This window comes from Solimonas variicoloris DSM 15731 (assembly GCF_000382285.1).
Lineage (GTDB): Bacteria > Pseudomonadota > Gammaproteobacteria > Nevskiales > Nevskiaceae > Solimonas > Solimonas variicoloris.
On record NZ_KB907925.1, the window covers coordinates 188,659 to 202,237 of the forward strand.

The following is a 13,579-nucleotide window of genomic DNA, read 5'->3' on the forward strand; positions in this document are numbered from 1 at the left end:
AAAAGGGCCGCAGCGATGCGGCCCTTTTTGCTGCGGATTCCCGCGTTCACGTTGGGCGCAGCGGGACGACCCTGGCGCCGTGACGGGCAATGTCGTGCGCCGGCGGGTGCTGCGCGACGTCGATCTCGAGCGTGATCGCGTAGTCGCGATAGCCGACGGAACGCCAGAAGGCGATTCCGGCGGGGTTGGCCGTCAGCGCTTCGACGGTCAGGCGCTTGCCGGCCGGCCAGATCCGCCGCCGCAGCAGTTCGACCGCGGAGCGGCCGACACCGTGGCGCCGCGCGTTCGGCAGGACCATGAATTGACGCAGGTAGATCTCCGCGGCGTGCTCGCGGAACAGCGCATACGCGCGCAGATGGCCGGCGGCGCTGAACAGCACCGCCCGATAGCGTCCCGAGCCGAGCCAGCGCTGGAAGCGCCGGCGCAATTCGACCGGGTCGGTCGGCCCGGTATCGGCACCGTCCCGTATCAGTTGCAGATTCAGCCAGGCCAGGGCCTTGCAGTCGTCGAAGCTGGCGTAGCGGTATTGCAGGGCGTCCACCCGAAACCTCCGGTCTCGCCGCCGAGCGCGGCCGCTGCATTACAGGATTGCGGGACGTAGGAAAACGAGATCGGACGATGCGCGCCGGCATAGGCGCGGCATAGGAATCCGGTGCCGCGCGGCGGATTTATATGCGTTCTATATGCCCGGCGACGCGCCGGCGTCTCGAATTCCTACGCGCTCAAGCGCTCCAATGGCGCCTGCCGCAAAGGGCGGTGACCACTCAAGGAGTCGGACCCATGGTCGACTTCATCTTCCTCGGACTGGGCGTGATCGGCTTCGCGCTGATGCTCGTCTACGTGCGCATCTGCCAGAACCTCTGAGTCGCACGGCCATGCTCGATGACATCCTCGGCGGCTGCGTCGCCGCATTCCTCTTCGTCTACCTCGTCTACGTGCTCGCACGTCCCGAGAAGTTCTGATCGCCGACCCGGGAGCCTGTGATGACCGTCAACGGTTGGCTGCAAATTCTTTTCTATTGCGCGCTGCTGTTGCTGAGCGTGCGGCCGCTCGGCGGCTATCTGCATCGCCTGTTCGCCGGCGAGCGGGTGCTGCTCACGCCGGTGCTCGGCCTGATCGAGCGCGGTTTCTATCGCCTGGCCGGCGTCGATGCGAAGCAGGAGCAGGGCTGGCTCGCCTACGCGATCGCCATGCTGGTCTTCAACCTGCTCGGCTTCGTGCTGCTGTACGCGATGCTGCGCACGCAGCAGTGGCTGCCGCTGAATCCGCAGCAGCTGCCGAATCTGCCTGCCGATCTCGCCTTCAATACGGCGATGAGCTTCACGACCAACACCAACTGGCAGGCGTACGGCGGCGAAGCGACGATGAGCTATTTCTCGCAAATGGTCGGACTCGCCGTGCAGAACTTCCTGTCGGCGGCGACCGGCATCGCGCTGGCGCTGGCGCTGATTCGCGGTTTCGCGCGCAAGTCGGCGCAGGCGATCGGCAACGCCTGGGTCGATCTGACGCGCGCCACGCTGTACCTGCTGCTGCCGGTCTGCCTGGTGTTCGCCGTGGTGCTGATCTGGCAGGGCGTGCCGCAGAACTTTTCCGCCTACATCGAGGCGACGACGCTGGAGGGCGCCAAACAGCTGATCGCGCAGGGCCCGATCGCCTCACAGGAAGTGATCAAGGTGCTCGGCACCAACGGCGGCGGCTTCCTCAATGCCAATTCCTCGCATCCGTTCGAGAACCCGACGCCGCTGAGCAATCTGGTCGAGATGCTGGCGATCTTCCTGATCGGCGCCGCGCTGACCGACGTGTTCGGCCGCGCCGTCGGCAACCGCTGGCAGGGCCACGCGATCCTCGGCGCGATGATGGTGCTGTTCATCGCCGGCGTCGCCGCGGCGTACTGGGCGGAGAGCGCGGCGCCGAATGCGCTGGCGCATTTCGACGCCGTGCAGGCTACCGGCAATCTCGAAGGCAAGGAGACGCGCTTCGGCATCGCCAGCTCGGCGTTGTTCGCGGTGATCACCACGGCCGCGTCCTGCGGCGCCGTCAATGCCATGCACGACAGCTTCACCGCGCTCGGCGGCGCCGTGCCGCTGCTCAACATGATGCTCGGCGAGGTCATCATCGGCGGCGTCGGCGCCGGCTTCTACGGCATGATGCTGTACGCGCTGATCGCGATCTTCATGGCGGGCCTGATGGTCGGCCGCACGCCGGAGTACGTCGGCAAGAAGATCGAGGCGCGCGAGATCAAGCTCGCCTCGCTCGCGGTGCTCGCCGCGCCGCTGGCGATCCTCGGCTTCACGGCGATCGCCTGCGTGCTGCCGGCCGGCCTCAAGGGGCTCGCCAATGCCGGCCCGCACGGCTTCTCCGAAATGCTCTACGCCTACAGCTCGGCCGCCGCTAACAACGGCAGCGCGTTCGCCGGCCTCTCCGCAAATTCGGTCTTCTACAACGTGACGCTCGGCCTGGCGATGCTGATCGGCCGCTTCGCGATCATCGTGCCGATGCTGGCGATCGCCGGCAGCCTTGCCGCCAAGAAGCAGGTGCCCGCCTCGGCCGGCACGCTGCCGACCGACGGCGGTCTGTTCGTCGCGCTCGTCGTCGCCGTCGTCCTCGTCTTCGGCGGCCTTACCTTCCTGCCGTCGCTGGTCCTTGGCCCGATCGCCGAGCACGTGACGATGCTCGCCGGCAGCCGCTACTGAGGCCCGTGTCCCGGCCTCCCAGGAATTCCTTCATGAAACCCGTTCAAGCCTCCGCGTCTTCCGGCTTGTGGATCGGCGCGCTCGTGGATGCCGCGCGCAAGCTCGATCCGCGCCGCCTGATTCGCAACCCGGTGATGTTCACGACCGGTCTCGTCGCCTGCGTCGCCACCGTGCTGTTCGTGCGCGATGCCATCGGCGGCGCGCCGCAGCTGCTGTTCTCCGGACAGATCATCGTCTGGCTGTGGTTCACGGTGCTGTTCGCCAACTTCGCCGAGGCGCTCGCCGAAGGCCGTGGCAAGGCGCAGGCGGCGGCGCTGCGGCACACGCGCACGCAAACCCGCGCGCGGCGCCTGAATCGCAACGGCGGCGATGCCGCGTTCACCTGGGTCTCGGCCACCGAGCTGCGCGCCAACGATCTGGTGCGGGTGGAGGCCGGCGAATTCATTCCCGGCGACGGCGAAGTCGTCGAGGGCGTGGCGACCGTCGACGAGTCGGCGATCACCGGCGAATCGGCACCGGTGGTGCGCGAATCCGGCGGCGACCGCTCGGCCGTCACCGGCGGCACGCGCGTGCTGTCCGACTGGATCAAGATCCGCATCACCGCCGCCGGTTCCAGCTTCCTCGACCGCATGATCGCGCTGGTCGAGGGCGCGGCGCGGCAGAAGACGCCGAACGAGCTGGCGCTGAACGTGCTGCTCGCCGGCATGACGCTGATCTTCATCCTCGCCTGCGCGAGCATCCCGAGCTTCGCCGCATACGCCGGCGGCCAGGTGTCGGTGATCGTGCTGATCGCGCTGTTCGTGACACTGATCCCGACGACGATCGGCGCGCTGCTGTCGGCGATCGGCATCGCCGGCATGAACCGTCTGGTGCGCTTCAACGTGCTGGCGATGTCCGGCCGTGCCGTCGAAGCTGCCGGCGATGTCGACACGCTGCTGCTCGACAAGACCGGCACCATCACGCTCGGCAATCGCCAGGCCGCCGACTTCCTTCCGGCGCCGGGCATCGAGGCGCGCGAACTCGCCGAGGCGGCACAGCTCGCCAGCCTCGCCGACGAGACGCCGGAAGGGCGCTCGATCGTCGTATTGGCCAAGGAGCGCTTCGGCATCCGCGCGCGCGATGTCGCCGATCTGCACGCGCGCTTCGTGCCGTTCAGCGCGCAGACGCGCATGTCCGGCGTCGATCTCGGCGGCGGCGAGATCCGCAAGGGCGCGGTCGACGCGATCGTCGAGTACATCAAGGCGCACGGCCACGGCGAGCCGGTGCCGGGGGCGGTGCTCGAAGACGTCGAGCGCGTCGCCAAGGCCGGCGGCACGCCGCTGGCCGTGGCGCGCGACGGCCGCGTGCTCGGCATCGTGCATCTGAAGGACATCGTCAAGAACGGCATCAGGAGCCGCTTCGCCGAATTGCGCCGCATGGGCATCAAGACGGTGATGATCACCGGCGACAATCCGCTGACCGCCGCCGCGATCGCCGCCGAAGCCGGCGTCGACGACTTCCTCGCGCAGGCCAAGCCGGAAGACAAGCTGGCGCTGATCCGCAGCGAACAGGCGCAGGGCAAGCTGGTGGCGATGTGCGGCGACGGCACCAACGACGCGCCGGCGCTGGCGCAGGCCGACGTCGGCGTGGCGATGCAGACCGGCACGCAGGCGGCGCGCGAGGCCGGCAACATGGTCGATCTCGATTCCGATCCGACCAAGCTCATCGAGATCGTCGCGATCGGCAAGCAGCTGCTGATCACGCGCGGCGCGCTGACCACGTTCTCGGTATCGAACGACGTCGCCAAGTACTTCGCGATCCTGCCGGCGATGTTCGCGACGATCTATCCGCCGCTGGCGGTGCTCAACATCATGAAGCTCGGTTCGCCGCAGTCGGCGATCCTGTCGGCGACGATCTTCAACGCCCTCATCATCCTGCTGCTGGTGCCGCTGGCGCTGCGCGGCGTGAAGTACCGGCCGGCGCCGGCCGCCAGCCTGCTGGCGCGCAATCTGGCGATCTACGGCCTCGGCGGCCTCGTCGCGCCGTTCATCGGCATCAAGCTGATCGACCTCGCGCTCAATGCCATCGGTCTCGTCTGAGGAAATCCGGTCATGAAAACCGTCCTGCGTCCTGCGCTGGTCATGCTGCTGCTGTTCACGCTGCTGACCGGCGTCGCTTATCCGCTTGCCGTCACCGGCCTCGGTCAGCTGCTGTTCCGCGCACAGGCGAACGGCTCGCTGCTCGAACGCGACGGCCAGCTCGTCGGCTCGGCCCTGCTTGGCCAGAACTTCAGCGCCGAGCGCTATTTCCACGGCCGCCCGTCGGCGGCGGGCAGCGCCGGTTACGACGCCAGCTCATCCAGCGGCAGCAATCTCGGAGCGTCGAGCCAAGCGTTGCAGGATCGCATCGCCGGCGATGTGGCCAGGCTGCAGGCCGAAAACCCGGGTGTGCCGGTGCCGGCCGATCTCGTCACCGCCTCGGGCAGCGGTCTGGACCCGCACATCTCGCCGGACGGGGCGCTGTTCCAGGTGCCGCGCGTCGCCCGCGCGCGCGGTCTCGACGAGGCGAAGCTGCGCGCGCTGGTCGCGGCGCACGTCGAGGGGCGCACCCTGGGGTTGCTCGGCGAGCCGCGCGTCAACGTGCTCGAACTGAACCTGGCGCTGGATGCCGCTGCCGCGCCGAAGTCGGGGGAGTGATCCTGCGGCCCGCGACCGGCCCCGCGGCCGGCGGCGCCGGGCCGCCCTTTTGGCGCATCGCCGCCGGCGCCATACTGCGCGCGTGATCCGCACCTGCCCTCTAGCCGACGGAACCTGTCGTGAACGCCGATCCGGCCGCGTCTGAGGGCGCGCGGCCGTCGCCCGACGCGTTGTTGCAGCAGGCGCAACAGGAAGGTCGCGGCAAGCTGAAGATTTTCCTCGGCGCTGCGCCCGGCGTCGGCAAGACCTACGAGATGCTGCAGGCGGCCCGGCGCAAGCGCGCCGAGGGCGTCGACGTGGTCGCCGGCATCGTCGAGACGCACGGGCGCAGCGAGACGGTGGCGCTGCTCGAAGGGCTGGAGGTGCTGGCGCGGCGGCGCGTGCCGTACCAGCAGCGCGAGCTCGACGAAATGGATCTCGACGCGCTGCTCGCGCGTCGCCCGCAGCTGGCGCTGGTCGACGAACTGGCGCACACCAACGCGCCGGGCTCGCGGCACCCGAAGCGCTGGCAGGACGTGGTCGAGCTGCTCGACGCCGGCATCGATGTCTACTCGACGCTGAACATCCAGCATCTCGAAAGCCTCAACGATATCGTCGCCAGCATCACGCACGTGCGCGTGCGCGAAACGGTACCGGATTCGGTGCTCGAAGCGGCGCACGACATCGAGGTCGTCGACATCACGCCGGCCGATCTGATGCAGCGCCTGCGCGAAGGCAAGGTCTATCGCGGCGAGGCCGGCGAACGCGCGCTGCAGCACTACTTCACGCCGTCCAATCTGACCGCGCTGCGCGAACTGGCGCTGCGCCGCACCGCCGACAGCGTCGACGAGCAGCTGCAGCAGCAGCGCCGCGCGCGCGGCGTCGAACAGGTCTGGGCGGCCGGCGACCGCGTGCTGGTCTGCATCGACGAATCGCCGGCCGGCGAGGCGCTGGTGCGACACGCCAAACGCGTCGCCGACCGTCTCGATGCGCCGTGGACCGCGCTGCACCTCGAAACCGCGCGCAGCCTGCAGCTCGGCGACGCCGGGCGCGCGCAGATCGCTGCCACGTTGCGTCTCGCCGAGCAGCTCGGCGCCGATACCCAGACGCTGCCGGGCGGCATGAGCATCGCCGACACCGTGCTGCGTCTGGTGCGCGAGCACAACGTCACGCAGCTGATCGTCGGCAAGTCGCGGCGCTCGGTCTTCTTCGAGTGGCGGCACGGTTCGGTGGTGCGCGAGCTGGTGCGCAAAGCCGACGGCATCACGGTGCAGGTGCTCGCCGCCGCGCCCGACGCGCACCGGCAGCGGCGCCAGCGCGATGCCGGCCGGATCGAGCGGCGCTGGTCCTGGGGCTCCGGCGCCGATCACGTCCATGCGCTGCTGTATGCAGGCCTGGCCGCGGTGCTGGCCGTCGGCGTCGACCGCTGGCTCAGCGTGCCGAACGTGTCGATGGTCTTCCTGCCGGCGGTGATCCTCGCCGCCACGCGCTCCGGCCTGGTGCCGGGCCTGGTCTGTGCGCTGGCCAGCGCCACGCTCTACAACTTCCTGTTCCTGCCGCCGCTCTACACCTTCACGATCGGCGATCCGGCCAACGTCGTGGCGCTGATCGCCTTCCTGCTGACCGCGGCGTTCACCAGCCGTCTGTCGGCGCAGGCCCGCGATCAGGCGCGGCTGGCCAGCGATCAGGCGATGCTCAACGGCGAGCTGCTGCAGTTCAGCCGCCAGATCGCCGGCCTGCGCCGGCTCGACGAGCTGATGGGCATCGCTGCCAAGCGCATCGCGCAAATGCTCGGCGTCGAGGCCGTGCTGCTGTCGTCCGATCCGGACGGCCTGCGTCTGCGCGGCGCCTCGTCGCCGCAGGCGGTGCTCGACGAGGCCGATCTGGCCGCCGCCAACTGGTGCCGCGACAAGGCGCAGCCGGCCGGGCGCGGCGCCGACACGCTGCCCGGCGGCAGATGGCTGTTCGTGCCGATGCTGTCCGAGCAGGCGGCGGTCGGTGTGATCGGCGTGCGCGGCGACGAGCGCCTGCGCCTCGGTGCCGGCCAGCGCCGCCTGCTCGACGCGCTCGCCGATCTCGTCGCGATCGGCACCGAGCGCATCCGCCTGGCCAAGGACGTCGACCAGGCCAAGATGCTGGCCGAGACCGAGAAGATGCGCGCCGCGCTGCTGACCTCGGTGTCGCACGATCTGCGCACGCCGCTGGCCAGCATCCTCGGCGCGATCACCAGCGTGCGCTCCTACGGCGCGCTCTACGACGAGGCGGCGCGCGATGAGCTGCTGGCGACGGCGCAGGACGAGACCGAGCGCATGAGCCGCTTCGTCGCCAACCTGCTCGACATGACCCGGCTCGACGCCGGCGCGCTGCAGGCCAGGCGCGAGCCCTGCGATCTGCACGATATCGTCGCCGGCGCGGTGCGGCGCGCGCAGAAGCTGCTCGCGCAGCACCGGCTGCTGGTCGAGCTGCCGCGCGATCTGCCGTTCGTGCTCGCCGATGCGGCGCTGCTCGAACAGGTGCTGGTCAATCTGCTCGACAACGCCGCCAAGTACGCGCCGGAAGGCAGCGAGATCACGATCGCCGCCCGCCAGCACCGCTATGCGCTGACGCTGGCGGTCGCCGACCGCGGCGCCGGCGTGCCGGCGGCTGAGCAGGACCGCATCTTCGACGTGTTCTATCGCGTGCGGCAGGCCGACCGCCAGCGCGCCGGCACCGGCCTCGGCCTGACGATCTGCCGCGGCTTCGTGCAGGCGATGGGCGGCAGCATCCGCGTGCGCAACCGCGACGGCGGCGGCGCCGAATTCGAAGTGGAGTTCCCGGCCAGCCTGATCGTCGCCGTGAAGGCGCTGCCGGCATGAGCCTGCACGCCGCGCGCATCCTCGTCGTCGACGACGAGAAGCCGATCCGCAAGCTGCTGCGCACCACGCTCGCCGCCCAGGACTACGAAGTGCTCGAAGCCGGCGACGCGCGCAGCGCGCTGCAGCTGCTGCGCGAACAGGCGCCGGATCTGCTGATCCTCGACCTCGGCCTGCCCGACCGCGACGGCCTCGAGCTGCTGCGCGAGATTCGCGCGGCCTCCGATCTGCCGGTGCTGATCCTGTCGAGCCGCGACTTCGAGGCCGCCAAGGTGCAGGCGCTCGACGAGGGCGCCGACGACTACGTGGCCAAGCCGTTCGGCACCGAGGAGCTGATGGCGCGTCTGCGCGCCGCGCTGCGCCATCGCGTGCAGCGCCAGGGCGCGCGGCCGCTGTACCGCAGCGGTCCGCTCCGGGTCGATCTGGTGCGGCGCCTGGTGTGGGTCGGCGACGTCGAGGTCAAGCTGTCGCCGAAGGAATACGCGCTGCTCGAACAGCTGGTGCTGCACGCCGGCAAGGTGCTCACGCACCGGCACCTGATGAAAGCGGTCTGGGGCGAGGCGGCCGATACCGACGTCCAGTACCTGCGCATCTACGTGCGCCAGCTGCGCCAGAAGCTCGAACGCGACGCCACGCAGGGCGCGCTGATCCAGACCGAGGCCGGCGTCGGGTATCGTTTGCGCGAATCCGAGCCACCGACCCCGTCCTGACGATGTCCGAACCTCTCGCGCCGCCGCCCGACGCCGATGCCCTGACCCGCTTCCTGCACGAACAGATTCCGCTGACTGCGGCGATGGCGCTGCGCGTGCTGCAGGCCGACGCGCAGGTGCTGCGCGTCGCCGCGCCACTGGCGCCGAACCGCAACCCGCACGGCACCGTGTTCGGCGGCAGCCTGGCGACGCTCGCCATCGTCGCCGGCTGGACGCTGCTGTACCGCGCGCTCGCCGCCGAACAGCTCGCCGCCTCGCTGGTGATCCAGCACTACGACTGCGACTACCGGCTGCCGGCCGATCGCGAGTTCGTCGCCGAGGCGCGGTTGCCCGACGACTGGCCGCAGTTCGTCGAGACACTGCGCACGCGCCGACGCGCGCGCTGCGACGTCGCCGTGCAGCTGTCGTGCGATGATCGCGTCGTCCTCACCGCCAAGGCCCGCTACGCCGCCCGCCTATGACTTCGCCGAACGCGCCCTCCTACCGCTACTGCCCGCGCTGCGCGGCGCCGCTCGAATCCGAGGCGCACGGCGGCTTCGATCGTCGCGTCTGCCGGAGCGAAGGCTGCGGTTTCATTTTCTGGGACAACCCGACGCCGGTCGTCGCCGCCGTCGTCGAACACGAAGGACAGCTCGTGCTGGCGCGCAACGTCGCCTGGCCGTCCGGCATGTTCGCGCTCGTCACCGGCTTTCTCGAAAAGAATGAGATTCCCGCCGAGGCCGTGCAGCGCGAGGTCGAGGAAGAGCTGGGTCTCACCCCGCTCGGCGCCAGCTTCATCGGTCACTACGGCTTCGAGCGCATGAACCAGCTCATCATCGCCTTCCACGTGCCGGCGCGCGGCACGGTGCGGCTCAACGAGGAGCTGGCCGAGTGGAAGCACGTCGCGTTCGAACGTGCCGCGTACTGGCCGGCGGCGACCGGTCTGGCGCTGCGCGACTGGCTGCGCGGGCGCGGCTACGACCCGCAGGAAATGCCGCTGCCGAAGCGCGGCTGAGGCCGCGCCGGCTGCCGTCGGAGCAGGCGCCCGAGCGGCGCCGTGTCAGGTGGTGATCGCTCCTGCGCGCCGTATGCTGGCGCGATGCAAGCTTTCCTGAAGGTGCTGCGCGGCTGGGCGCTCGATCTGCGCGCGCAGCTACGCGTCGCCTATTTCGCGGCGCGCGATCCGCGCCTGCCATGGGCGGCGCGCCTGCTCGCGCTCGCCGTGGTCGCCTATGCGCTGAGCCCGATCGACCTGATTCCGGACTTCATCCCGGTGCTCGGCCTGCTCGACGATCTGCTGATTGTGCCGCTGGGCCTGGCGCTGGTGCTGCGCCTGACGCCGCCGGCGGTGCTCGACGCGGCGCGTCGTCGTGCCGCCGCCGCCGGCCGCCTGCCCGCCAGCCGGACCGCGGCGCTGGCGATCGCCGCGCTGTGGCTGCTGCTGGTCGCCCTCGCCGCCCGCTGGACCTGGCGGCGCTGCAGCGGCGGCTAGCGGGCCGCGCGCGGCGCCGGCCGCTACGCGGCGCAGCTCAGCCGAGGCCGCGCTCGCGCAATGCGTCGACGATCAGCATGCGCGCGACGCGGTCCTGGAGGGTTTTCGGCGCCGTCAGCTGCAGGCGTTCGAGGTAGGGCTGCAGCGCCGGCGTGATCGCGCTGGCGTCGAAGCGCAGCAGCTGCATCAGCAGCTTCCACTTCGGCGTTGTCGCCGCGCGGCTGCGCACGCGGCCGAGCGCCGGCAGCAGCGCGCGCTCGGTGGCGTCGAAATCGCTGCCGAACGGGAACGGCGGGAACACGGTCGCGCTGCGATGCGCGGCGAGACGGGCGTCCAGCGCTTCGGGCGTGTTGCGGCGGAACGCTTCGGGAACCCGCCAGCCGGCTTCGATCTTGCCGGCCTTCTGCGCCTGCGCGAGCAGGCCGTCCTGAAAGCGCGAGTCGGCGATGCAGATCAGCGCCTTTGCCACCGCGCTGTCGGTCTGCGAACGCAGGTCGGCGATGCCGTACTCGGTGACGACGAGATCGCGCAGATGGCGCGGGATCGTTGTGTGGCCGTAGTTGAACAGCACGTTGCTGCTCGGTGTGCCGCCGTTCTCGCGCACCGCGCGCAGCATCAGGATCGAGCGTCCGTCGTCGAGCTGGTGCGCCTGCGCGACGAAGTTGTACTGGCCGCCGACGCCGGACACGATGCGGCCGTCGTCGAGCCCGTCGGCGACGAAGTTGCCGGACAGCGTCACCATCATGCCGGTGTTGACGAAGCGCGCGTGCCGCCGCTGCAGCTGGTAGAGGCGCGGGTTGCGGTCGAGCTGGTTGATCTTGTCGACGCCGGTCATGCAGATCGACGCGCGTGTGTCCTCGTCGAAATCGCGCAGGGCCTGATAGAAATCGCGCGGCCCGAGGAAGAAGCCGCCGTGCAGGACGATGCCGTGGCGCAGCTGCGCGCCGAGGCACTGCGCACCGATCACGGCGCGCGCCTGCGGATCGCCGATGTTGGCGACCACGCGCGTGCCGTCCGGCGCGATCAGGTAGCCGCGCTCGTAGCGCGTCGCGTCGTTGAAGAAGCCGTGGTGCTGCAGGATCTCGAAATCCTGCGTGCGGATCACGCGCACGCCGAGCGCGTCGAAAGCGTCGAGCAGCGCAGGATCGAGGCGCTGCGGATCGCAGCGACCTTCGTCGACCAGCTGCTGCAGGGCCCAGAAATCGTAGACGCGGCGCCTGAGGATGCCGTCGCGCAGCAGGTGCCAGAAGCCGTCGACGAACATTTCGGTGGCGCCGTAGACGCCTTGCGCGAAAGGCTCGAGGCCGCCGATCTCGTGCACCAGCGCGCCATGGCGTTCGAGCGTGCCGAAGTCCGCGACGATGCGCCGGTAGCGCGCGTTGTCGCCGTGGCGCAGCTGCAACGCGTGGACGATGGCGTCGCCGAGGCTGCCGATGCCGAGCTGCAGCGTGCCGCCGTCGCGCACCAGCGCGCTGACCTGCAGGCCGATCGCGTAGTCGGCGCTGACGACCGGCATCTTCGGCGTCGAGAACAGCGGCGTCGTGTAGCGCGGATGCTCGACGAGATAGTCGAAGCGCTCCGCCGGCAGCTCGGCGTCGTGGCCGAAGTACGGCAGCGACTGGTTGACGACGCCGATCACCAGGTGCGGGCGCCCGCTCTGCTCGAGCAGGCGGATCACCTCGGGTCCGGTGTCCGGATTGCAGGACATCGAGTAGCGCGGCCCGTCCGCTGTGTCGCGCCGGCAGACGATCTGCGCGACGACGTTGCAGCCCTGGTTGAAGACGTCGCGCGGCGCGTGCGTGTAATTGCTGCTGATGTAATCGCGCTGCGCCTCGGCGTTGCCGAGCATCGCGCCGGTCAGGAAGAAGAACTCGCAGATCTCGACGTTCGCCGGCAGGCGCCGCGCGTGCTGGTCGCGCACGTAGTCGAGCTCCGGCACACCGGCGAACACGCGCTCGACGAACGGCTGCATGAAGGCGCGCTCGAGGCCTGGCGCCGCTGAGGGTTTGGCCAGCGACAGCGCGGTGAAGATCTTCAGCTGCAGCGACGGGTCCTGCTGCGCGCGCCGGTACAGCGCGTTGGTCAGTTCGACCGGCTTGCCGAGCCCGAGCGGGATGCCGAACACGATGCGCTTGCCGACGCGCTCGATGATGCGGTCGACGGCGGTCTCGACATCGTCCAGGGGCACGGCGGCTCGGCGCATCGGCGATCCTTGTCTGCGGAGTCCGGCGATTATGCCCGGCGCGTGCTGCGCCGCGACGCCGGCGTCGCCAGTTCGCGCACCAGCTCGCGCAGGCGCGCGATGTGCGGCGCCCCGCCGTCGGCGCGGCGATAGATCAGCGCCAGCCTTGCCTTCGGCACCGGCCGCTGGATCGGCCGGAACACCACGCCCTCGGTGTGCATGTGCTGCATCGACGCCGGCACGATCGACACGCCGAGGCCGGAGGCGACGAGATTGACGATCGACGTCACCTGCGAGGCTTCCTGCACGACGCGCGGCGAGAAGCCGGCCTTGCGGCAGGCGGAGACGATCTCGTCGTGCAGGCCGGCGCCGACCGTGCGCGAAAACAGCACGAAGGGTTCGATCGACAGCGCCAGCAGCGGAATGTGGCGGCGCCGCGCGAGCGGGTGGCCGGAGGGCAGCGCCACCATCAGGTCCTCGTCGACCACCGTCTCCATGCCGAGCCCCTCGCTGCTGCCGTGGATCGGGCGCACGAAGGCGACGTCCACCGTCTCGTTGCGCACGGCGGCGACCAGGCCGGGCGTGGTGCGCTCTTCGAGCGAGAAGGCGACGTTCGGGTAGCGGCGCCGGAACTCGCGGATCACCTGCGGGATCAGCGGATGGAACGGCGCCGAGTTGATCATGCCGACGCGGATGCGGCCGAGTTCGCCGCTGGCGACGCGACGCGCCCGTTCGCAGGCGCCGTCGACTTCGCGCAGGATGCGGCGCGCGTCGTCGGCAAAGGCCTGGCCGGCGTCGGTCAGCGCGACGCCGCGCGGCAGGCGCTTGAACAGCGGCGTGCCGAGCTCGCGTTCGAGCTGCTGGATCTGCTGCGACAGCGGCGGCTGGCCGATGCCGATCGCCTTGGCGGCGCGGGTGAAATGTCCTTCGTCGGCGATCGCGACGAAGTAGCGCAGGTGCCGGAGTTCCATCAGCAATACGTATTAAATATGGATTAACGACGTCTCATATATTGGA

The 13,579-nt window shown here is 70.0% G+C and carries 12 protein-coding genes; 9 read left to right on the forward strand and 3 right to left on the reverse strand.

All coding sequences use genetic code 11. The features are described 5' to 3' along the window. Positions 1-46: 46 nt before the first annotated feature. A complete protein-coding gene (locus tag H149_RS0100955; protein ID WP_020647849.1) occupies positions 47-541 on the reverse strand; it encodes a GNAT family N-acetyltransferase in 495 nt (164 codons plus the stop codon). Between the two features lie 334 nt (positions 542-875). On the opposite strand from H149_RS0100955, the gene kdpF reads away from it, so the two are divergent. The 9 genes from kdpF (at position 876) to H149_RS0101005 (ending at position 10,380) form a co-directional block, all read left to right on the forward strand. Next, complete coding sequence (gene kdpF, locus H149_RS24290; RefSeq protein ID WP_154654604.1) at positions 876-962, forward strand: K(+)-transporting ATPase subunit F; 87 nt, start codon at positions 876-878, stop codon at positions 960-962. A gap of 21 nt (positions 963-983) precedes the next feature. Beyond that, positions 984-2,693 (forward strand): potassium-transporting ATPase subunit KdpA, encoded by a 1,710-nt coding sequence (gene kdpA / locus H149_RS0100970; protein ID WP_020647850.1) that lies wholly within the window; start codon positions 984-986, stop codon positions 2,691-2,693. Positions 2,694-2,725: 32 nt separating this feature from the next. Further along, the gene (gene kdpB / locus H149_RS0100975; protein WP_026352736.1) at positions 2,726-4,771 is read left to right on the forward strand and encodes a potassium-transporting ATPase subunit KdpB; all 2,046 of its coding nucleotides are present in this window, start codon (positions 2,726-2,728) and stop codon (positions 4,769-4,771) included. Between the two features lie 12 nt (positions 4,772-4,783). After that, positions 4,784-5,368, forward strand: coding sequence for a potassium-transporting ATPase subunit KdpC (gene kdpC / locus H149_RS0100980; protein ID WP_020647852.1), 585 nt, complete (start codon positions 4,784-4,786; stop codon positions 5,366-5,368). Positions 5,369-5,487: 119 nt separating this feature from the next. Beyond that, positions 5,488-8,202, forward strand: a complete 2,715-nt coding sequence (locus H149_RS0100985; RefSeq protein ID WP_020647853.1) for an ATP-binding protein — start codon at positions 5,488-5,490, stop codon at positions 8,200-8,202. Next, positions 8,199-8,909, forward strand: coding sequence for a response regulator transcription factor (locus tag H149_RS0100990; RefSeq protein ID WP_020647854.1), 711 nt, complete (start codon positions 8,199-8,201; stop codon positions 8,907-8,909). Before H149_RS0100985 ends, H149_RS0100990 begins: the two co-directional genes overlap by 4 nt. Before the next feature lie 2 nt (positions 8,910-8,911). Then, positions 8,912-9,370 (forward strand): YiiD C-terminal domain-containing protein, encoded by a 459-nt coding sequence (locus H149_RS0100995; RefSeq protein ID WP_020647855.1) that lies wholly within the window; start codon positions 8,912-8,914, stop codon positions 9,368-9,370. After that, the gene (locus H149_RS0101000; RefSeq protein WP_020647856.1) at positions 9,367-9,903 is read left to right on the forward strand and encodes an NUDIX domain-containing protein; all 537 of its coding nucleotides are present in this window, start codon (positions 9,367-9,369) and stop codon (positions 9,901-9,903) included. Before H149_RS0100995 ends, H149_RS0101000 begins: the two co-directional genes overlap by 4 nt. 84 nt (positions 9,904-9,987) lie before the next feature. Further along, positions 9,988-10,380, forward strand: coding sequence for a YkvA family protein (locus H149_RS0101005; protein ID WP_020647857.1), 393 nt, complete (start codon positions 9,988-9,990; stop codon positions 10,378-10,380). 37 nt (positions 10,381-10,417) lie between these two features. Here H149_RS0101005 and H149_RS0101010 read toward each other — a convergent pair whose 3' ends face one another. Continuing rightward, the gene (locus H149_RS0101010) at positions 10,418-12,568 is read right to left on the reverse strand and encodes an acetyl-CoA hydrolase/transferase C-terminal domain-containing protein (protein WP_245540446.1); all 2,151 of its coding nucleotides are present in this window, start codon (positions 12,566-12,568) and stop codon (positions 10,418-10,420) included. A gap of 44 nt (positions 12,569-12,612) precedes the next feature. Continuing rightward, positions 12,613-13,533 carry a LysR family transcriptional regulator gene (locus H149_RS0101015; RefSeq protein ID WP_020647859.1) on the reverse strand — a complete coding sequence of 307 codons (921 nt, stop codon included), beginning with the start codon at positions 13,531-13,533 and terminating at the stop codon, positions 12,613-12,615. Positions 13,534-13,579 lie beyond the last annotated feature (46 nt).